Origin of the sequence: Agromyces litoreus, from assembly GCF_040496015.1 — a bacterium.
GTDB classification, from domain to species: Bacteria; Actinomycetota; Actinomycetes; order Actinomycetales; family Microbacteriaceae; genus Agromyces; species Agromyces litoreus.
This window is the reverse complement of record NZ_JBEPKA010000009.1, coordinates 54,327-74,109: the sequence shown is the minus strand read 5'-3', so window position 1 is coordinate 74,109 and position 19,783 is coordinate 54,327. Positions and strand designations below refer to the sequence as shown.

Sequence of the window (19,783 nt, the reverse complement as noted above, 5' to 3'; positions counted from 1 at the left end):
TCAGGCGCTCTCGGTCGGCGCATCGACCGCGCCGCCGAAGCGGCGGTTGCGCGACGCGTAGAGCTCGATCGCCTTCCAGAGCTCGACGCGCGAGAAGTCGGGCCAAAGGGTGTCGAGGAAGACCATCTCGGCGTACGCCGACTGCCAGAGCAGGAAGTTCGAGGTGCGCTGCTCCCCCGAGCTGCGCACGAAGAGGTCGACGTCGGGCATGTCGGGCACGTACAGGCGCTTCTGGATGAGCTTCTCGGAGACCGCGGACGGGCGGATGCGACCCGCGGCCACGTCGTCGGCGATCGAGCGCACGGCGTCGACGATCTCGTTGCGTCCGCCGTAGTTCACGCACATCGTGAACTGCAGGCCCGTGTTGCCCCCGGTCAGCCGCTCGGCGTACTGCAGTTCGTCGATCACCGACTTCCAGAGCCGGGGCCTCCGGCCCGCCCACCTGATGCGCACGTTCCACTCGTTGAGCTGATCGCGTCGGCGGTGCAGCACGTCGCGGTTGTAGCCCATCAGGAAGCGCACCTCGTCGGGCGAGCGCTTCCAGTTCTCGGTCGAGAACGCGTACACCGAGAGGTGCTTCACACCAGCCTGGATGGCGCCGGCGACGACGTCGAGCAGCACCTCCTCGCCGGCCTTGTGCCCCTCGATGCGCGTGAGGCCCTGCCGATTCGCCCATCGGCCGTTGCCGTCCATGACGATGGCGACGTGCTCGGGCACCGAGCCCTTCGGGAACGCAGGCGGATGCACCCCGGTCCAGTCGAGCGGCCGATAGGGCACCGCGTCCTTGTGCGTGTAGGGCTTGGGGGTCACTCTGGGGCCGTTCCTCGGGAGACATGGGTGAGCGAGCGCAGGCCGCGCTCGAGGTGCCATTGGGCGTACGCGGCGACGATACCGCTCGCCTGCCCGCGGTCGCGCTCCGACGCCGCCTCGGCCACCGCCCAGTCCCCCGAGAGCAGCGCGCCGAGCAGGTCGACCGTGCTCGGGGCGATGCGCGCCGACCCGGGCGGCGCGCAGTCCGCGCACACCACGCCGCCGAGCTGCACGACGACCGCCGAGTGCGGACCGGGCGCGCCGCAGCGCGCGCAGTCCTCGAAGCTCGGCGCCCACCCCGCGATCGCGAGCGCCCGCAGCAGGTACGAGTCCAGCGTGAGGTCCGCGCCGTGCTCCCGCCGCGAGAGCGAGCGCAGCGCGCCCACGAGCAGCAGGTACTGCTGCAGCGACCCCTCGGCCTCGGTCAGTCGATCTGCGGCCTCGACCATCGCGTTCGCCGCGGTGTAGGCCGCGTAGTCCTGGCTGATCTCGGCACCGTACGCACCGATCGACTCGGCCTGGGTGATGACGTCGAGCGTCCGGCCCTCGTAGAGCTGCAGGTCGGCCACCATGAACGGCTCGAGACGCGACCCGAACTTCGATGCCGTGCGCCGCACCCCACGTGCGACCGCACGGACCTTCCCGTGCCGCCGCGTGAGCAGCGTCACGATGCGGTCGGCCTCGCCCAGCTTGTGCGTTCGCAGCACGACGGCGTCATCTCGGTACACGGGCACCCTTCGATTCTCCCACCGACCGGGCCCGCACCCGCCGTGCAGCGCCGGACGCCCGCCATGGCGCGCGCGCCGCCCCGGGACGGCAGAATGGTGGCGTGACCATGTCGTCCAACGCGCCCGTCCTCGTCACCGGCGGCACCGGATCGCTCGGCCAGGTCCTCGTCCGCAGGCTCGCCGAGCGCGGCGACGCCGTGCGCGTGCTCAGCCGGTCCGGCGCACCCGGCACCGTGCACGGCGACCTCGAGACCGGCGAGGGCCTCGAGGCGGCGATCGAGGGGGCCCGGGCCGTCATCCATCTCGCGACCACGAACCGGGACGACACGGAGCTGACGTACCGGCTCGTCTCGGCCGCCGAGCGATCCGGACGGCCGCGCCTGCTGTACGCGTCGATCGTCGGCATCGACCGCATCCCGCTCGCGTACTACGGCGGCAAGCGCGCGTCCGAGCGCATCATCGCCGAGTCGCGGCTGCGGTGGACCATCCAGCGCGCCACGCAGTTCCACAACTTCGTCGCGACGCTCTTCCGTGCGCAGCGCTTCTCCCCGATCGTGTTCGCGCCGGACTTCTCCTTCCAGCCGATCTCGGTCGACGACGTCAGCACCCGCTTCCTGGAACTGCTCGACGACGAGGTGCTCGGCATCGCACCCGACATCGGCGGTCCCGAGGTCCGGCCCGCGCGGGACCTCGCGCGGGCATGGCTCGCCGCGCGCAGGTCCAGGCGCCCGACGGCGTCGTTCCGGCTCCCCGGCACCCGCTTCGCGGCCTTCGCCTCCGGGGCCAACCTCGTGCCGGGTCCGCCGTACGGCACCGTGACGTTCGAGGACTCGCTGCGCGCGCGGTGACCGCCACGACCGGCGGCCGCGTGGTAGAACCGGGGGCATGACCGTGGCCCCCTTCACGATCCCGCTCTGGGCCGACCTCGCCGCCGTGGGGATCGGGGCCCTGCAGGGCGCGATGTTCGCGTCCCGCATCAAGGAGCACCGCATCGACCTGCTCGGCGTCGCGCTCATCGGCATCATCGTCGGCCTCGGCGGCGGTCTGCTTCGCGACATCCTGCTGAACCAGCTGCCGGCGGCCATGCGGAGCAACTGGTACCTGGTCGTCGCGACCGGCGCCGCGCTCGTCGGGATGCTGCTGCTGCAGCTCTTCGACCGGCTCAACTCCCTCATCATCGCCCTCGATGCCGTCACGATCGGCCTGTTCGCGGCGATCGGCACGTCCAAGGCGCTCGCGAACGGGCTCCCCGAGGTGCCCGCGATCTTCGTCGGCGTCGTCGCCGCGGTCGGCGGCTCCATCCTGCGCGACGTCACGCTGAACCTGCCCATCGCGCTCATGCACGTGGGCTCGCTCTACGCCGTCGCGGCCGGGGTCGGGACCTTCCTGCTCGTGGCGATGGTGCTGCTCGGCACGAACGTCCTCATCGCGGCGATCGCCTGCGTGATCGTCACGACCGTGATCCGGCTGCTGTCGGTGCGCTTCGGATGGAGCCTGCCGGAGCAGCGCGCGATCGGCACCTGGCGCGTCTGGCGGCGCGCCTGAGGCGCCGGGCTCAGGCGATCACGGCCGGGATCAGGCCAGCGCCGGCTCGGCGGACTCCTCGCGCAGTCGGGCCGAGCGGAGCGCCCGGTTCACCGCGGAGACCACGGCCTTCAGCGACGCCGTCGAGATATCGGCGTCGATGCCCACGCCCCAGAGGGTGCGGTCGCCGACCTGGCACTCCACGTACGCCGCCGCGACCGCGTCGCCGCCCGACGAGAGGGCGTGCTCGCTGTAGTCGAGCACGCGGACGTCGACGCCCTCGGCCGCGAGCACCGAGAGGAACGCCGCGACCGGCCCGTTGCCGGATCCGTCGGCGTCGACGCGCTCGTCACCGTCGCGGAGGCCCACGCGCACGCGCACCTCGCCGGTCATCTCGCTCTCGGTGCGCATCGACAGCAGTTCGAAGCGGCCCCACTTGGCGTCGGGCTGCTCCACCGCCGCGGGCAGGTACTCGTCGGTGAAGATCGACCAGATCTCGTCGCTCGTGACCTCGCCGCCCTCGGCATCCGTCTTCGCCTGGACCACGCCGGAGAACTCGATCTGCAGCCGGCGCGGCAGCTCGAGCGCGTGGTCGGTCTTCAGCAGGTAGGCGACGCCGCCCTTGCCCGACTGCGAGTTCACGCGGATGACCGCCTCGTAGTTGCGCCCGATGTCCTTCGGGTCGACCGGCAGGTACGGCACCGCCCAGTGCAGGTCGTCGACCGAGACGCCCCGCTCGTCGGCGTGCGCCTCCATGGCCTCGAAGCCCTTCTTGATCGCGTCCTGGTGCGAGCCGGAGAACGCGGTGTAGACGAGGTCGCCCGCCCACGGGCTGCGCTCGTGCACCGCGAGCTGGTTGCAGTACTCCGCGGTGCGCTTGATCTCGTCCATGTCGGAGAGGTCGATCTGCGGGTCGATCCCCTGCGTGAAAAGGTTCATGCCGAGCGCGACGAGGTCGACGTTGCCGGTGCGCTCGCCGTTGCCGAAGAGGCACCCCTCGATGCGGTCGGCGCCGGCCATGTAGCCGAGCTCCGCCGCGGCGATCGCCGTGCCGCGGTCGTTGTGCGGGTGCAGCGAGAGGATGACGTGCTCGCGGTGGTTCAGGTGCCGGCTCATCCACTCGATCGAGTCGGCGTACACGTTCGGCGTGGCCATCTCGACGGTCGCGGGCAGGTTGATGATGACGTTGCGCTCGGCGGTGGGCTCGAACACGTCGAGCACCCGGTTGCACACGTCGACGGCGAACTCGAGCTCGGTGCCGGTGTAGCTCTCGGGCGAGTACTCGTAGTACACCGTCGTCCCGGGGACGCTCGCCTCCATCTCGCGGCACTTGCGCGCGCCGTGGAGCGCGATGTCGATGATGCCCTGACGGTCGGTGCGGAACACGACCTCCCGCTGCAGCACGCTCGTCGAGTTGTACAGGTGCACGATCGCCTGCTTCGCGCCGCGGATCGACTCGTAGGTGCGCTCGATGAGGTGGTCGCGCGCCTGGGTGAGCACCTGGATCGTGACGTCGTCGGGGATCGCGCCCTCGTCGATGAGGCTGCGCACGAAGTCGAAGTCGGTCTGGCTCGCCGAGGGGAACCCGACCTCGATCTCCTTGTAGCCCATGCGGACGAGCAGGTCGAACATGACCCGCTTGCGCTCGGGGCTCATCGGGTCGATGAGGGCCTGGTTGCCGTCGCGCAGGTCGACCGCGCACCAACGCGGCGCCCGCTCGATGCGGTTGGACGGCCACGTGCGATCCGGCAGGTCGACGCGGATCTGCTCGTGGTACGGACGGTAGCGGTGCACGGGCATCGCGGTGGGCTTCTGGGTGTTCTTCATCAGGGGTGCTTCTCTCGCTCGATTCGGGGTTCAGCCGACGACGGACTCCGCAGCGAGTGAGGCCTCAGAACTGGGACTCGCTGCGGCAGCTAAGGAGAAGCAGGCCGTGACGCACGCGACAAGGCTAACACCGCACCGGCGTACCGAGGCAAGGATGACGAGGGGCGGACGGCGCCCGATGTGCGGCCCGACGGCGCGGCGTTCCCCGGTCATCGGGATGCGAGTCCGCCGATCGCCTCGACGAGGCGGTCCATGCGCTCGATCGTGACGTCGGCTCCGCCGAGGAGCCCGACCGGGGTGTCCGCGGCGAACCCGATGGACCGCATCCCGGCGCGTCGGGCGGCCTCGACCCCCGCCGGGCTGTCCTCGACCACGACGCAGTCCGCCGGGCGCACGCCCATCCGTCGGGCGGCGTGGAGGAACAGGTCCGGCTCGGGCTTGCCCCGCTCCACCTCGCTCGCGCTGAAGATCCGTCCCTCGAACCGCTCCCGCAACCCGGTGCGCCCGAGCGTGAGCCGCATCCGGTCGTGCGAGCCGGACGAGGCGATGCAGGACCGGTACCCGAGGGCGTCCAGCCGGTCCAGCGCATCCCCCACGCCCGGCACGGCCTCCAGCTCGGTCGTGAACGACTCGGTGAGCATCTCGTCACGACACCGGAGGAAGTCGTCGGGCACGCCTCGGCCGATCCGTCGCTCGATGTTCGCCATGACCTCCGCCGTGGACCGGCCCAGGTGCTCGTCCCGGACCTCCTCCAAGGTGATCGGCCACCCCAGCTCGGCGATCAGCTGCATCTCCACACGCTGGACGAGCCGCTCCGAGTCCACGAGCACCCCATCGCAGTCGAACACCACCAACAGGTCGGCATCGGGGCTCACGCGCATGACGAGCATGCTCCCACAGCTGCCGCGGACGGCGCGCTGCGACCTGCGCCCGACCGAGTGCGACGACGGAATCTTCCCCTCGATCGGGTCCCCCCGTCAGAACCCGAGCCGGCCCAGCTGCTTCGGATCGCGCTGCCAGTCCTTCGCGACCTTCACGTGGAGCGCCAGGTAGACCTTCCGGCCGAGCAGCCCCTCGATCTGCGCGCGGGCGCGTTCGCCGACCTCGCGCAGCCGTGAGCCGCCCTTGCCGATGATGATGCCCTTCTGGCTGTCGCGCTCGACGTACAGGTTGGCGTAGACCTCGAGGAGGTCCTTGTCCTCGCGCTCGATCATGTCGTCCACGACCACCGCGATCGAGTGGGGAAGCTCGTCGGAGACGCCCTCCAACGCCGCCTCGCGCACGAACTCGGCGATGCGCTCGGTCGTGTCCTCGTCGGTCGTCGTCTCGGCCGGGTAGAGCGGATGCTCCGACTGGGGCATCAGCTGCAGCAGCTCGTCGACCAGCACGTCGAGCTGTTCGCCCTTCGGCGCGGACACGGGGATGATCGCGTCCCACTCCCGCAGCTGCGACACCGCGAGCAGCTGCTCGGCGACCTTCCCTTTGCCCGCGGCATCCGTCTTGGTCACGATCGCGACCTTCTTCGCGCGGGGGTACTGGTCGAGCTGCTCGTTGATGAATCGATCGCCGGGCCCGATGGCCTCGTTCGCGGGCACGCAGAAGCCGATCACGTCGACGTCGCCGAGGGTCGTCTGCACGAGCGAGTTCAGGCGCTCGCCGAGGAGCGTGCGCGGCCGGTGCAGTCCCGGGGTGTCGACCACGATGAGCTGGCCGTAGTCGCGGTGCACGATGCCGCGGATCGCACGGCGGGTGGTCTGCGGCTTCGAGCTCGTGATGGCGACCTTCTCGCCGACGAGGGCGTTCGTCAGCGTGGACTTGCCCACGTTCGGACGGCCCACGAAAGAGACGAATCCAGCACGGTAGTCGGTCATGGGCCCATCCCCTCGGTGGTGGCCTCCTCGCCGGCGAATGCGGCGCGGACGTCGATCAGTGCCTGGTCGGCCTCGACGAGGACCGTCGCGATGCGCTTGCGACGCCCCTCGGTGCGCTCGGCCTCGAGCAGCAGCCCGCTGACCGTCGCGCGGTCGCGCGGCGCCGGCAGCCGGCCGAGCGCCTTGGTGAGCAGGCCGCCGACGGTGTCGACGTCCTCGTCCTCGAGGTCGAGCCCGAACAGCTCGCCGAGTTCGTCGACCGGCAGCCGGGCGTTCACGCGGTAGCGGCCCTCGCCGAGTTCCTCGACCTGCGCCGCCTCGCGGTCGTACTCGTCGGAGATGTCCCCGACCAGCTCCTCGATCAGGTCCTCGAGGGTGACGAGCCCCGCGATGCCGCCGTACTCGTCGACCACCATCGCGAGGTGGTTCGACTCGAGCTGCATCTGCCGCAGCAGCGCGTCGGCGCGCATCGACTCCGGCACGAACACCGCGGGGCGGCCGAGGTCGGACACGGTGAGCGTGGCCGCATCCAGGGGCCGCTCGAATCCGAGGCGGGCGAGGTCGCGGAGGTACAGCACGCCCGTGATGTCGTCGAGCTCGCGGTCGATCACCGGGATCCGGGAGTACCCCTCCTTCAGGAAGAGTGCCATCGCCTGCGGCAGGTGCGAGGTCGCGTGGATCGTCACCATGTCGGTCCGGGGCACCATCACCTCGCGCACGAGGGTGTCGCTGAACTCGAAGACGGAGTGGATGAGCTCACGGTCGGCCTGCTCGAGCACCTCGAGCTCGGTGGCCTCGTCGACCATGCTGAGCAGCTGCTCCTCGTTGGCGACGCCGGCGAACCGGATGCGGCCGGGGGTGACCCGGTTGCCGAGCGCGACGAGCGCGTTCGCGATCGGGCCGAGCAGCAGCCGGATGGAGCGCACGACGGGCGCCGAGGTGCGGAGCACGGTCGCGGCGTGGGCACGGCCGACGCTCCGCGGGCTCGCACCCACGAGCACGAACGACACCGCGGTCATGATGAGCGCCGCGACGAGCAGCACGAGCCAGACGTTGTCGAGGAAGAACGTGAATGCCAGGGTCACGAGCACCGCCGCGGTCGTCTCCGCGAGGATCCGCATGAAGTTGACGGCGTTGACGTGCGCCCCCGTGTCGTCGGCGATCGCGCGCAGCGACCGCGCGGCGCGCGAGCCGACGGCGAGGTCGACGAGGTCGGCGCGTGAGGAGACCCCGAGTGCCGAGTCGACCGCGGCCATGAGGCCGCCGAAGGCGACGAGCACGAAGGCCGCGGCGAGGAAGAGCCAGGGCAGCATGGTCAGCGGCGCCGCTCCTGCATGGTGAACCCGACGAGGATGTCGCGCTGGATGCCGAACATCTCCTTCTCCTCGGCCGGCTCGGCGTGGTCGAAGCCGAGGAGGTGCAGGATCCCGTGCGTCGTGAGCAGCAGGAGCTCGTCGATGAGGGCGTGGCCCGCGGCCGCCGCCTGCGACTCGGCCACCTGCGGGCAGAGCACCACGTCGCCCAGCAGCCCGGCGGGCGCGGGCTCGTCCTCGGTGCCCGGACGCAGCTCGTCCATCGGGAAGCTCAGCACGTCGGTCGGCCCCGGCTCGTCCATCCACTGGACGTGCAGCTGCTCCATCGCGCCCTCGTCCACGAGGACGATCGCGAGCTCGGCGTCGGCGTGCACGTGCATCGCGTCGAGCGCGTACACGGCGAGACGCTGCAGCGCCGCCTCGTCGACCTCGACGGACGACTCGTTGTTGATCTCGATGCTCACTGCATCCTCTTCCTCGGCAGGTGGTCGCGGGGCCCCGGCGCACCGCGACGATCGGCACCGCGACGTTCGGCGCGGTTGGCGAACTCGCGAGCCTGCTCGCGCTCGAAGCGCTGCGCCTGGGATCGCTGGTCGTACTCGGTGTAGGCGTCGACGATGCGGCCGACGAGCGTGTGCCGCACGACGTCCTCGCTCGTGAGCCGTGCGAAGTGGATGTCGTCGATGCCGTCGAGGATCCGGGTCACCAGGCGCAGGCCGCTCGAGCCGCCGGGCAGGTCGACCTGGGTGATGTCGCCGGTGACGACCATCCGCGACCCGAACCCGAGCCGCGTGAGGAACATCTTCATCTGCTCGGGCGTGGTGTTCTGGGCCTCGTCGAGGATGACGAACGAGTCGTTGAGCGTGCGCCCGCGCATGTAGGCGAGGGGCGCGACCTCGACCGTGCCGGTCGCGAGCAGCTTCGGCACGACCTCGGGGTCCATCATCTCGTTGAGCGCGTCGTAGAGCGGCCGCAGGTACGGATCGATCTTCTCGGTGAGCGTGCCGGGCAGGAAGCCGAGCCGCTCCCCCGCCTCGACGGCCGGGCGGGTCAGGATGATCCGGTTGACCTCCTTACGCTGCAGCGCCTGCACGGCCTTGGCCATGGCCAGGTAGGTCTTGCCGGTTCCCGCGGGGCCGATGCCGAAGACGACGGTGTTCTCGTCGATCGCGTCGACGTACGCGCGCTGGCCCTCGGTCTTCGGCCGGATCGACTTGCCGCGCGTGGACAGGATCACCTGCCCCAGCTGCTCGGAGGGGCGGGCGTTCGGGTCGGCATCCAGCATCCGGGCGGAGCTCCTCACTTCGATGGGGGTCGGGTCGCCGCCGCTGCGGACGAGTTCGAGCAGTTCCTCGACGAGGCGGCGCACGCGGCCGCGCTGCTCGGCGTCGCCGCGGATCGCGATCTCGTTGCCCCGCACGTGCACCTCGACGTCCGGGTACTCGCGTTCGATGGTCGTGAGCAGGCGATCCTGCGGCCCGAGGAGCCGCACCATGGCGATGCCGTCGATCCGGAGGCGCTCCTCGTCGGCGCCGGACTCGGACCCGGTGAGCGGGGACTCCCCCGCGTCGTCAGCCGCCAAGCGATCCCTCCCTGAGGCCGCCCCCGAGGACGTGGGCGTGCACGTGGAACACGGTCTGGCCCGCGGCCGGGCCGGTGTTGAAGACGAGCCGGAACTGCCCGTCGGCGAGTTCGTCGGCGATGCCCTTGGCGACCGAGACCAGCTCGGCGAGCAGCTCGGGGTCGTCGGCGGCGAGCTCCACGACGTCGCGGTGGCTCGCGACGCGCGGGGTCACGATGACGTGGACGGGCGCCTGCGGCGAGATGTCGTGGAACGCGATCACGCGATCGGTCTCCGCGACCATCTTCGCGGGGATCTCACCCGCGGCGATGCGCTCGAAGACCGTCGGTTCCGCCGTTGCGCTCATGCCTCCATCGTAGCGACGGATGGCTCACCACCGCCCGAGCGCGACCGACAGCACGGCGATCGCCGCGGGCCCCGCGGTCGAGGTCCGGAGCACCGGGTCGCCGAGCCGCACGGGCTCGGCGCCGGCGGCGACGAGGCGCTCGATCTCGGCCGGGTCCATGCCGCCCTCGGGTCCGACCGCGAGGGCGAGGTCGCGGCCGTCGGGCCGGATGGCGGCGAGCGGCGTCTCGGCCCCCGGCACGAGCAGCAGCAGTCGCTCGCCGTCCAGTCGGGCCGGGAGGTCCCGGGTCGGCGCGACCGGGTCGACCTCGGGGATCCGCGCGCGCAGCGACTGCTTGACGGCCTCGCGGACGATGCTGGCCCAGCGCGCCCGGCCCTTCTCGGCCTTCGGCCCGTCCCATCGGGAGACCGACCGTGCCGCGGCCCACGGCACGATGCGGTCGACCCCGAGCTCGGTGGCCGCCTGGATCGCGAGTTCGTCTCGATCGCCCTTCGCGAGGGCCTGCACGAGCGTCAGCCGCGGGCTCGCCACCGGTTCGTCGGAGACGACCTCGACCTCGACCTCGAGCCGGCGCGGCTCCGTGGCCGCGACGGGCCCCTCCACCACGTGCCCGCGACCGTCGCCGATCGAGACGCGTTCCCCGACGCGGAGCCGCGAGACCGTGACGGCGTGCCGCGCCTCGTCGCCCGAGATCGCCACGCGGTCGCCGGGGCGGACGGCATCCAGGTCGAGCGACTCGTCGAGGTAGCGGTGGCTCATGCTCGTCCGCTCAGCCGAGGAACCGGTCGCGGAGCCGCGCGAACAGGCCCTGCTGCACGTGCCCGAGCTCCGGCGGTGCCGGCTTGCGCAGCTTCGCGAGCTGCTCGATGAGCTCGCGCTCCTTGTGGGTGAGCTTGGTCGGCGTGAGCACGTGGACCGCCACCTTGAGGTCGCCCCGACCGGACCCGCGCAGGTGGGTGATGCCCCGGTCCTTGACCGTGAGCACGTCGCCCGACTGCACGCCCGCGCGCAGCTCGAGGTGCACGTCGCCGTCGAGACCGGGGACCGTCGTGTCCGTGCCGAGCACGGCGTCGGTCATCGCCACCTCGAGCGTGCACAGGAGGTCGTCGCCGTCCCGGCTGAACACGTCGTGCGTGCTGACCTTGATCTCGAGGTAGAGGTCGCCGTTGGGCCCGCCCGCCGGGCCGGCCTCGCCGGAGCCCGGCATCTGCAGGCGGACGCCCGTGTCGACCCCGGCCGGCACGTCGACCGGGACGGTCCGCCGCGCACGGACGCGACCCTGTCCCTGGCAGGTGACGCACGGCGTGGCGATGATCGTGCCGTACCCGCGGCAGGATCCGCACGGGCTCGAGGTCATCACGTTGCCGAGCAGCGAGCGGACCGAGCGCTGGATCTGCCCGCTGCCGCCGCAGATGTCGCACGTGACCGGCGACGTGCCCGGCTTGCAGCACGAGCCGTGACAGGTCTCGCACACGACGGCCGTGTCCACCTCGAGGTCGCGGTGCGTGCCGAAGATCACCTCGTCGAGCCCGACCTCGAGCCGGATCAGTGCGTCCTGCCCCCGCTCGCGGCGGGAGCGCGGTCCGCGACTGGCCTGGCCGGCGCCGAAGAACGTCTCGAAGATGTCGCCGAACCCGCCGAACCCGGCGGCTCCGCCGCCGAAGCCGCCCTGGCCGCCGAGGTCGTACTGCTGGCGCTGCTTCGGGTCCGACAGCACGTCGTACGCGTGCGTGACCTCCTTGAAGCGCTCCGACGCCTCCGCACCCGGGTTGACGTCGGGGTGCAGTTCGCGTGCGAGGCGACGGTAGGCCTTCTTGATCTCGTCCGGTGAGGCGTCGCGTGCGACGCCGAGGACCTCGTAGTGGTCGGCCACGTGAGGCGGGTTCCTTTCGATCGCGATGGCGGATGCCGCGGTGCGGCTCCGCGCAGTTCAGTTCTCGCCGAGCGTGCGGGAGAGGTATCGGGCGACGGCGCGCACCGCCGCCATGCTCTGGGAGTAGTCCATGCGGGTGGGGCCGACGATCCCGAGCCGGGACACGTCGCGGCCGGGCACGGCGAACGAGCTCGAGACGACCGAGGTCTCCCCGAGGCCGTAGGCCGCGTTCTCGCGGCCGATGCGCACGGCGAGGCCGTCGTCGGCGGTCATCTCGCCGAAGAGCTTCAGGATCACGACCTGCTCCTCGATCGCCTCGATGACGCCGAGGATGTTGCCGGCGAAGTCCTGCTCGGTGCGCACCAGGTTCGCCGCGCCGGCGACCACGAGCCGGTCGGCGCGGGTCACCTTCGCCTGGTCGGCGAGCGTCGCGGCGAGCGTGTGCAGCACCTCGGCGTGGGCGCGATCGGCGTGCTCGGTCTCGGCGGAGAGCGCGACCGCGGCGTCGTCCATCGTGAGTCCGGAGGCGATCTCGTTGAGCCGGTCGCGCAGCCGGGCGAGCGTGGCCTCGTCGACGGACTGGACGAGCTCGGCGAGCCGCTGCTCGACCTGCCCGCTGTCGGAGATGAGGATGCAGAGCACCCGGGTCGGCGCGAGCGAGACGAGCTCGACATGCCGGACGCGGGCGCGCGCGAAGCTCGGGTACTGCACGACCGCGAGCTGCCGGGTGAGCTGCGAGACGAGCCGGACCGTGCGGGCGAGCAGCTCGTCGAGGTCGTTCGACTCGCCGAGGAACGTCTCGATGGCGTGCCGCTGCGCGGCGGTGAGCGGTCGGATGTCGGCGAGCTGGTCGACGAACACCCGGTAGCCCTTGTCGGTGGGGATGCGGCCCGACGAGGTGTGCGGGGCCGCGATGAGCTCCTCCTCCTCGAGCAGGGCCATGTCGTTCCGGATCGTGGCCGCCGAGACGCCGAAGTGGTGCCGGTCGACGATGGACTTCGAGCCCACCGGCTCCCTCGACGCGACGTAGTCCTGCACGATGGCGCGGAGCACGGCGAGACTGCGTTCGGAGACCATGACCCTCGCCTTCCCTCGACCGTCGCATCGCTGTGGGCCCGCCCCTTGGCACTCCACCCACGTGACTGCTAATCCTATCCCGAGATTCAGGGCCTGCACCGTTGCCGGGCCGCACGCCGCCTCGATAGCGTGTGGTCGTCCCGCGCGCCGTGCAACCGCTGCACCCGCGGCGCTCCCCCTCCCGCGAAAGGCGACTCATGTCCGACTCCAACCTCCCTCCCCAGGATCCGAACGCCGCGCCGCAGCCGGCGCCCGCCGCACCCCTGACCCCCGAGCAGGACCGCCAGTGGGCCTCGTTCGCCCACCTCGGCGGCATCATCGGCATCCTGCCGTCGCTCATCATCTGGCTCGTGTTCAAGGACCGCGGCAGCCTCACGAACACCGAGGCCAAGGAGGCGCTGAACTTCCAGATCACCGTGGTCTTCGCCTACGTCGCGATCCTGATCGTCAACTCGATCCTGACGGTCGTGACCTTCGGCATCTGGGCCTACGTCGGCTGGCTGCTGCCGCTGGCCCTGTGGATCGCCGTGATCGTCTTCTCGATCATGGGCTTCATGCAGGCCAAGGACGGCAACCACTACCGGTACCCCTTCGCCATCCGCCTCATCAAGTAGCGCCGAGCACCCCGACGCGCCGGTCGAACGACCCTCGACCGGCGCGTCGCCGTGTGTCAGCATGAGGGCACGTCCCGAGTCCCGGGGAGACCATGAGGAGCCAGCATCATGTCCGACGCACCACCTCCGAACCCGCCCACCCCGCCCGCCGGCGGGACGCCCCCGCCCCCGCCGCCCGGGGGTCCCACGCCGCCGTCCGGCGGCTACCAGCAGAGCCAGCCGCTCAGCCCGGCCGATGAGAAGCTCTGGGCAACGCTGATCCACGTCGGCGGCGCGCTGTTCAACTTCCTCCCGGCCCTGATCGGGTACCTGATCCTGAAGGACCGCGGACCGTTCATCCGCGCGCACACGGCCACCGCGCTGAACTTCCAGCTCACGGTGCTGATCGCCTACGTCGTGAGCTTCCTGCTCATGTTCGTGTTCATCGGATTCATCCTGTACCCGGCCGTGTGGGCGCTGAACATCGTGTTCTGCATCATCGCCGCGATCAAGGCGAACCAGGGCGAGTACTACACGTACCCGCTCGCCATCAAGTTCGTCAGCTAGTCACCGAGCAGGCGCCGCACCACGGCGTCCGCCAGCAGGCGCCCTCGCCGGGTCAGCGTGAGCCGACCGGCGAGGGCGCTTCGTGCGTCCACGAGGTCGTCGGCGATGAGCCCGGCGACCGCGTGGCGTCCGGCCGCGTGCAGGCTCGCGACCTCGATCCCCTCGCGGATGCGGGTGAGCAGCAGCACCCGCTCGGTCTCGCGGGTCGGCGCGTCCAGCGTCTCGCGACCGACGGCGGGCGAGACGCCGGCGGCGAGCCGCTCCGCGTACGCCGCCGGGTGCTTCGCGTTCCACCAGCGCACTCCGCCGACGTGGCTGTGCGCGCCGGGTCCGACGCCCCACCAGTCGTCGCCGCGCCAGTAGCCGAGGTTGTGACGCGACCGGTGGGCCTCGCCCCGGGCCCAGTTCGAGACCTCGTACCAGTCGTAGCCGGCGGCGCCGAGGAGGTCGTCGGCGAGCTCGTACATGTCGGCCGCGAGGTCGTCATCCGGCGCCGCCACCTCGCCGCGGCGGATCCGCCGGGCGAGCTTGGTGCCGTCCTCGACGATGAGCGAGTAGGCGCTCACGTGGTCGGGTGCCTCGGCGAGCACCGCCTCCAGGCTGGTGCGCCAGTCCTCGATCGACTCGCCCGGGGTCGCGTAGATCAGGTCGAGGCTCACGTCGAGCCCGGCCTCGCGCGCCCAGCGCACCACGAGCGGCACGCGCGCCGGATCGTGCGTTCGGTCGAGGGTCGCGAGCACGTGCGGCACGGCGGACTGCATGCCGAACGACACGCGGGTGACACCCGCCTCGGCCAGGCGTGCGAGATCGTCCGCGTCGACGGAGTCGGGATTCGCCTCGGTCGTCACCTCCGCGCCCGCGGCGAGGCCGAAGGCGTCGCGAACCGCGTCCAGCATGCGGGCGAGGTCGCCGACCGGCAGCAGCGTGGGCGTGCCGCCGCCGAAGAAGACGGTGTCGGCCGGACGCGCCGGCACGCCGGATGCCCCGAGCACGCGTCGCGCGAACCCGACCTCGGCGATCGCGTGGTCCGCGAAGTCCTCCTGGCGGGCGCCGCGGAGCTCCCCCGCCGTGTACGTGTTGAAGTCGCAGTAACCGCAGCGCACCCGGCAGAAGGGCACGTGCAGGTACACGCCGAAGGCTCGCTCGGTCGCGCCGGCCGTCGCGCTCGCCGGCAGCACGCCGTCGGCCGGCGCCGGATCGGCGATCGGCAGCGGACCCGCCATCAGGTCGGGAACGCGGGGTGCAGCGCGCGCAGCTCGCGCGTCGTGAGTTCGCGGCGTCGCCGCCGGAGCAACGGCGCGAGGGCGCGCCGCAGCCCGCCGTTGGGCTCGTACGCCGAGCGGATCGTCAGCCACACCGAGTCGTCGTCGCGGTGCTCGAGGATGAAGGACTCCTCGCCGTTCTCCGGCGCGGCGCCGGCGGTCCCGATCGCGAAGCCCGCGCGGTTCGGCTCGTCGACCACGTAGACGACGAGCACCGGGATGTTGCGGCTGCGGAGGCGCCCGCGCCGACGCAGGGTCGCGGTCATCCCCGCGGTGATGTAGGGCGTGCCGTCGGCCGCGTAGCGCTCCTCGGCCCGCGGCGCGGGCTGCTCGGCGAGCGGTGCGCCGGCCGGGTCGTAGGCGATGCCGGTGTACTGCGCGCCGGTGCCCGGCGCGGCATCCACCACCGTGAATCCGGAGCCCTGCTGCACGCCCCAGGTCATCAGCGACTCGGCGGACTGCTCGTACCGCTCGCGCCCCGAGCCGAGGCGGACCGTGTCCTCGGCCGGCACGAACCCGGCGGGCGGGTAGCGCAGCAGGTCGGGGTCGAGGGTCGCCCCGATCGCGCCGTACGTGACGGACTGGTCGGTGAACGTGCTGCGACGGCTCACGGCTCCCCCTACTTCTTCGCGTCCTTCTTCTCGGTCTCCCCGCTCAGGGCGGCGATGAACGCCTCCTGCGGCACTTCCACGCGCCCCACCATCTTCATGCGCTTCTTGCCCTCCTTCTGCTTCTCGAGCAGCTTGCGCTTGCGGCTGATGTCGCCGCCGTAGCACTTCGCGAGCACGTCCTTGCGCATGGCCCGGATGTTCTCGCGGGCGATGATGCGCGCGCCGATCGCCGCCTGGATGGGCACCTCGAACTGCTGCCGCGGGATGAGCTCGCGCAACCGGCCCGCCATCATCGTGCCGTACGCGTACGCCTTGTCGCGGTGCACGATGGCGCTGAACGCGTCGACCTGCTCGCCCTGCAGCAGGATGTCGACCTTGACGAGGTCGGAGGCCTGCTCGCCGGCGGGCTCGTAGTCGAGCGAGGCGTAGCCGGCGGTCTTCGACTTGAGGTTGTCGAAGAAGTCGAAGACGATCTCGCCGAGCGGGATCGTGTAGCGGATCTCGACCCGGTCCTCGCCGAGGTACTCCATGCCGAGGAGCGTTCCCCGGCGGGACTGGCACAGCTCCATGATCGTGCCGACGTAGTCCTTCGGCGCGAGGATCGCGGCCTTGACGATGGGCTCCCGCACCTCGGCGATCTTCCCGCCGGTCGGGAACTCGCTCGGGTTCGTCACCGTGACGGTCTTCTTGTCCTCGGTCGTCACCTCGTACGGCACCGACGGCGCCGTGGCGATGATGTCCAGCCCGAACTCTCGGCGCAGCCGCTCGGTCACGATCTCGAGGTGGAGCAGCCCGAGGAACCCGCAGCGGAAGCCGAAGCCGAGCGCCACGGACGTCTCGGGCTCGTAGGCGAGCGCCGCGTCGGACAGCTTGAGCTTGTCGAGCGCCTCGCGAAGCTCCGGGTAGTCGCTGCCGTCGACGGGGTAGATGCCTGAGAAGACCATCGGCAGCGGCTCGGTGTAGCCCGCGAGCGGCTCGGCCGCGGGCTTGCCCGCGCTCGTGACGGTGTCGCCCACCTTGGACTGGCGAACGTCCTTCACGCCCGTGATGAGGTAGCCGACCTCGCCCACCCCGAGGCCCTTCGTCGGCGTCGGCTCCGGCGCGCTCACGCCGATCTCGAGGATCTCGTGGGTCGCGCGCGTCGACATCATCTGGATGCGCTCGCGCGGGTTCAGCTGGCCGTCGACCATCCGCACGTAGGTCACCACGCCGCGGTAGCTGTCGTAGACCGAGTCGAAGATCATCGCGCGCGCGGGCGCGTCGGCGTCGCCCTTCGGCGCGGGGATGCGCTCGACGACGCGGTCGAGCAGGTCCTCCACGCCCATGCCGGTCTTGCCCGAGACGCGGAGCACGTCGTCGGGCAAGCCGCCGATGAGCTCCGCGAGCTCGCGCGCGTACTTCTCCGGCTCGGCGGCCGGGAGGTCGATCTTGTTCAGCACGGGGATGATCTCGAGGTCGTTCTCGAGCGCGAGGTAGAGGTTGGCGAGCGTCTGGGCCTCGATGCCCTGCGCGGCATCCACGAGCAGGATGGCGCCCTCGCACGCGGCGAGGGACCGCGAGACCTCGTAGCTGAAGTCGACGTGGCCGGGCGTGTCGATCATGTTGAGGGCGTAGCCGGTGCCGGCCAGCTCCCACGGCATGCGCACGGCCTGGCTCTTGATGGTGATGCCGCGCTCGCGCTCGATGTCCATGCGGTCGAGGTACTGGGCGCGCATGTCGCGGTCGGCGACCACGCCCGTGATCTGCAGCATGCGGTCGGCGAGCGTCGACTTGCCGTGGTCGATGTGCGCGATGATGCAGAAGTTGCGGATCAGCGCGGGATCGGTGGCAGCGGGCACCGGGGGGTTGGCGGCTCTCGGAGACATCCCAACGATTCTCCCACGCGCGCGATCGCACTTTCGACGGATGCCCCGTCAGGGCCCCGGGACTACGCTGAAACGCACCATGACCGTGCTCGATGCCCCGCTCGCCTCACGGGTCCAGCCGTCGGCGCTGCGACCCGTCTTCACCTCGCTCCGCGTCGGCCTCCACGTCCTCGTGGTGGGCCTGGTCGTCTTCGTCCTCGCGCGCGCGACGCTCGCGGGCGGGGCCGACCTCATCCCGATCTCGATCCTCTCGATCGCCTTCATCGGCACCTACATGGTCGGGGTCGTCACCGCCCACCAGGTCGTCACGCCGTGGATGCGCGCCGGATGGCTCGTGATGCTGCTCGGGCTCTGGCTCGGCCTCAGTTCGATCACGCCGGATGCCGCATTCCTGGCGTTCCCGCTCTTCTTCCTCGAGCTGCACGTCCTGCCCGCGCGGTGGGCGGTGCCGCTGGTCGGCGTGACCTTCCTGCTGAGCGTGTGGAGCACCACGTCCCACCTCGGGTTCGAAGCCGGCGCCATCGTGGGCCCGTTCATCTCCGCCGGCGTCGCGGTCATCATCGGCCTCGGCTACCGCGCGATGGCCGTGGAGTCGCGCGAGCGGCAATCGCTGATCCTCGACCTGCTCGCCACGCGCGAGGAGCTCGCCGCGGCGAGTCGCGAGGCGGGCACGCTCGCGGAGCGGGAGCGGATCGCGCGCGAGATCCACGACACGGTCGCGCAGGGGCTCTCGAGCATCCAGATGCTCCTGCACGCCGCCGAACGCGACATCCCGGACGCCGCCACGCGCGACAAGCTGCGCCTCGCCCGCGAGACCGCCTCGGAGAACCTGCAGGAGACGCGCCGGTTCATCCGCGAGCTGACGCCGCCCGCCCTCGACGAGCAGACGCTGCCCGCGGCGCTGCACCGGCTCGCGGATGCCACCAACGAGCAGGCTCGCCAGTCGGGTACGCGCACCCGGATCGCGTTCTCGTTGAGCGGCGAACCCGTCGTCCTGCCGATGTCGGTCGAGTCGACGCTGCTCCGCATCGCGCAGGGGTCGCTGTCGAACGTCGTCAAGCACGCCGACGCGTCGCGCGCGGAACTCACGCTGAGCTACCTCGGCGACGAGGTCGCGCTCGACGTCGTCGACGACGGCGTCGGATTCGATCCGGTGCTGCTGGCCGAACCCGACGACGCGGCGGAGTCGTTCGGGCTGCGCGCCATCCGCCGCCGCGCCGAGAGCCTCGGCGGCACGGCCGATGTGGAGTCCTCGCACGGCGGCGGCACCGCGCTCTCGGTGCGGATCCCGGTGGCGGCGGCATGATCCGGCTGCTGCTGAGCGACGACCATCCGGTGGTGCGCGCCGGGATGCGCGCGCTGCTGGAGGCCGAGGACGACCTCCACGTGGTCGCCGAGGCGGCGACCGCGGAGGAGGCGGTCCGGCTGGCGGCCGAGCCGGGCATCGACCTGGTGCTCATGGACCTGCAGTTCCCGGGCGCCCTGCAGGGCGTGGACGCCACGCGCCGAATCCGGTCGGCCCCCGACTCGCCCCGGGTCCTGGTGCTCACGAACTACGACACCGACGCCGACATCCTCGGGGCGATCGAGGCCGGCGCGAGCGGCTACCTGCTCAAGGACGCTCCCCCGGCGGAGCTCGTCGCAGCCATCCACGCGGCGGCCGCCGGCGAGTCCGCCCTCGCCCCCACGGTGCGATCGCGGCTCGACGACTCGCAGCGCACGTCCGACCAGCGCCTCACCGTGCGCGAGGCCGAGGTGCTGAACCTCGTGGCCGCGGGCCGCACGAACCGCGAGATCGGACAGGCGCTGTTCCTCAGCGAAGCCACCGTCAAGTCGCACCTCGTGCACATCTTCACGAAGCTCGGGGTCGGCTCGCGCACCGCCGCCGTCGCGAGGGCTCGCGAGCTCGGGGCGATCAGGGCGGGTTGAGCCGG

Annotated in this window: 21 protein-coding genes; 6 read left to right on the top strand and 15 right to left on the bottom strand. The window is 71.4% G+C overall.

Annotated elements, in window-relative coordinates; all coding sequences use genetic code 11:
* Together ABME01_RS08695 and recO are read right to left on the bottom strand one after the other, a co-directional pair.
* Nucleotides 1-810 (bottom strand): isoprenyl transferase, encoded by an 810-nt coding sequence (locus ABME01_RS08695; protein ID WP_353827997.1) that lies wholly within the window; start codon nucleotides 808-810, stop codon nucleotides 1-3.
* Nucleotides 807-1,544, bottom strand: coding sequence for a DNA repair protein RecO (gene recO / locus ABME01_RS08690; protein ID WP_353827996.1), 738 nt, complete (start codon nucleotides 1,542-1,544; stop codon nucleotides 807-809). Before recO ends, ABME01_RS08695 begins: the two co-directional genes overlap by 4 nt.
* A gap of 101 nt (nucleotides 1,545-1,645) precedes the next feature.
* Here recO and ABME01_RS08685 point away from each other — a divergent pair, with 101 nt between their 5' ends.
* Together ABME01_RS08685 and ABME01_RS08680 are read left to right on the top strand one after the other, a co-directional pair.
* A complete protein-coding gene (locus ABME01_RS08685; RefSeq protein WP_353828057.1) occupies nucleotides 1,646-2,386 on the top strand; it encodes an SDR family oxidoreductase in 741 nt (246 codons plus the stop codon).
* 37 nt (nucleotides 2,387-2,423) lie between these two features.
* Nucleotides 2,424-3,083 (top strand): trimeric intracellular cation channel family protein, encoded by a 660-nt coding sequence (locus ABME01_RS08680; protein WP_353827995.1) that lies wholly within the window; start codon nucleotides 2,424-2,426, stop codon nucleotides 3,081-3,083.
* A 30-nt stretch (nucleotides 3,084-3,113) separates the two neighbouring features.
* Here ABME01_RS08680 and leuA read toward each other — a convergent pair whose 3' ends face one another.
* The 10 genes from leuA to hrcA form a co-directional block, all read right to left on the bottom strand.
* Nucleotides 3,114-4,889, bottom strand: a complete 1,776-nt coding sequence (leuA, locus tag ABME01_RS08675; RefSeq protein ID WP_353827994.1) for a 2-isopropylmalate synthase — start codon at nucleotides 4,887-4,889, stop codon at nucleotides 3,114-3,116.
* A 209-nt stretch (nucleotides 4,890-5,098) separates the two neighbouring features.
* A complete protein-coding gene (locus ABME01_RS08670; protein ID WP_353827993.1) occupies nucleotides 5,099-5,770 on the bottom strand; it encodes an HAD family hydrolase in 672 nt (223 codons plus the stop codon).
* A gap of 96 nt (nucleotides 5,771-5,866) precedes the next feature.
* Nucleotides 5,867-6,760, bottom strand: coding sequence for a GTPase Era (gene era, locus ABME01_RS08665; protein ID WP_353827992.1), 894 nt, complete (start codon nucleotides 6,758-6,760; stop codon nucleotides 5,867-5,869).
* Nucleotides 6,757-8,073 carry a hemolysin family protein gene (locus tag ABME01_RS08660; RefSeq protein WP_353827991.1) on the bottom strand — a complete coding sequence of 439 codons (1,317 nt, stop codon included), beginning with the start codon at nucleotides 8,071-8,073 and terminating at the stop codon, nucleotides 6,757-6,759. The genes era and ABME01_RS08660 overlap by 4 nt, the downstream gene beginning before the upstream one ends.
* A gap of 2 nt (nucleotides 8,074-8,075) precedes the next feature.
* A complete protein-coding gene (ybeY, locus tag ABME01_RS08655; RefSeq protein ID WP_353827990.1) occupies nucleotides 8,076-8,537 on the bottom strand; it encodes an rRNA maturation RNase YbeY in 462 nt (153 codons plus the stop codon).
* Nucleotides 8,534-9,568 (bottom strand): PhoH family protein, encoded by a 1,035-nt coding sequence (locus ABME01_RS08650; protein WP_353828056.1) that lies wholly within the window; start codon nucleotides 9,566-9,568, stop codon nucleotides 8,534-8,536. The genes ybeY and ABME01_RS08650 overlap by 4 nt, the downstream gene beginning before the upstream one ends.
* A gap of 76 nt (nucleotides 9,569-9,644) precedes the next feature.
* The gene (locus ABME01_RS08645; protein ID WP_353827989.1) at nucleotides 9,645-10,001 is read right to left on the bottom strand and encodes a histidine triad nucleotide-binding protein; all 357 of its coding nucleotides are present in this window, start codon (nucleotides 9,999-10,001) and stop codon (nucleotides 9,645-9,647) included.
* A 24-nt stretch (nucleotides 10,002-10,025) separates the two neighbouring features.
* Entirely contained in the window at nucleotides 10,026-10,760 is a 735-nt protein-coding gene (locus ABME01_RS08640; protein ID WP_353827988.1) for a 16S rRNA (uracil(1498)-N(3))-methyltransferase, read from the bottom strand.
* A gap of 10 nt (nucleotides 10,761-10,770) precedes the next feature.
* Nucleotides 10,771-11,874 carry a molecular chaperone DnaJ gene (gene dnaJ / locus ABME01_RS08635; RefSeq protein WP_353827987.1) on the bottom strand — a complete coding sequence of 368 codons (1,104 nt, stop codon included), beginning with the start codon at nucleotides 11,872-11,874 and terminating at the stop codon, nucleotides 10,771-10,773.
* A 57-nt stretch (nucleotides 11,875-11,931) separates the two neighbouring features.
* On the bottom strand, nucleotides 11,932-12,951 hold the full coding sequence (hrcA, locus tag ABME01_RS08630; protein WP_353827986.1) for a heat-inducible transcriptional repressor HrcA: 1,020 nt from the start codon (nucleotides 12,949-12,951) through the stop codon (nucleotides 11,932-11,934).
* 197 nt (nucleotides 12,952-13,148) lie between these two features.
* Here hrcA and ABME01_RS08625 point away from each other — a divergent pair, with 197 nt between their 5' ends.
* Both ABME01_RS08625 and ABME01_RS08620 read left to right on the top strand, forming a co-directional pair.
* A complete protein-coding gene (locus ABME01_RS08625; RefSeq protein ID WP_353827985.1) occupies nucleotides 13,149-13,565 on the top strand; it encodes a DUF4870 domain-containing protein in 417 nt (138 codons plus the stop codon).
* A 108-nt stretch (nucleotides 13,566-13,673) separates the two neighbouring features.
* Nucleotides 13,674-14,111 (top strand): DUF4870 domain-containing protein, encoded by a 438-nt coding sequence (locus tag ABME01_RS08620; protein ID WP_353827984.1) that lies wholly within the window; start codon nucleotides 13,674-13,676, stop codon nucleotides 14,109-14,111.
* Here ABME01_RS08620 and hemW read toward each other — a convergent pair.
* The 3 genes from hemW to lepA are packed head-to-tail and all read right to left on the bottom strand — an operon-like array spanning nucleotide 14,108 to nucleotide 17,849.
* A complete protein-coding gene (hemW, locus tag ABME01_RS08615; RefSeq protein WP_353827983.1) occupies nucleotides 14,108-15,334 on the bottom strand; it encodes a radical SAM family heme chaperone HemW in 1,227 nt (408 codons plus the stop codon). The genes ABME01_RS08620 and hemW overlap by 4 nt on opposite strands.
* Nucleotides 15,334-15,984: a DUF1990 domain-containing protein gene (locus tag ABME01_RS08610; RefSeq protein WP_353827982.1), complete on the bottom strand. Its 651-nt coding sequence runs from the start codon at nucleotides 15,982-15,984 to the stop codon at nucleotides 15,334-15,336. The genes hemW and ABME01_RS08610 overlap by 1 nt, the downstream gene beginning before the upstream one ends.
* Before the next feature lie 8 nt (nucleotides 15,985-15,992).
* Nucleotides 15,993-17,849 (bottom strand): translation elongation factor 4, encoded by a 1,857-nt coding sequence (gene lepA, locus ABME01_RS08605; RefSeq protein ID WP_353827981.1) that lies wholly within the window; start codon nucleotides 17,847-17,849, stop codon nucleotides 15,993-15,995.
* Nucleotides 17,850-17,928: 79 nt separating this feature from the next.
* Here lepA and ABME01_RS08600 point away from each other — a divergent pair, with 79 nt between their 5' ends.
* The gene (locus ABME01_RS08600) at nucleotides 17,929-19,155 is read left to right on the top strand and encodes a sensor histidine kinase (RefSeq protein WP_353827980.1); all 1,227 of its coding nucleotides are present in this window, start codon (nucleotides 17,929-17,931) and stop codon (nucleotides 19,153-19,155) included.
* A complete protein-coding gene (locus ABME01_RS08595) occupies nucleotides 19,152-19,778 on the top strand; it encodes a response regulator (RefSeq protein ID WP_353827979.1) in 627 nt (208 codons plus the stop codon). The genes ABME01_RS08600 and ABME01_RS08595 overlap by 4 nt, the downstream gene beginning before the upstream one ends.
* Nucleotides 19,779-19,783 lie beyond the last annotated feature (5 nt).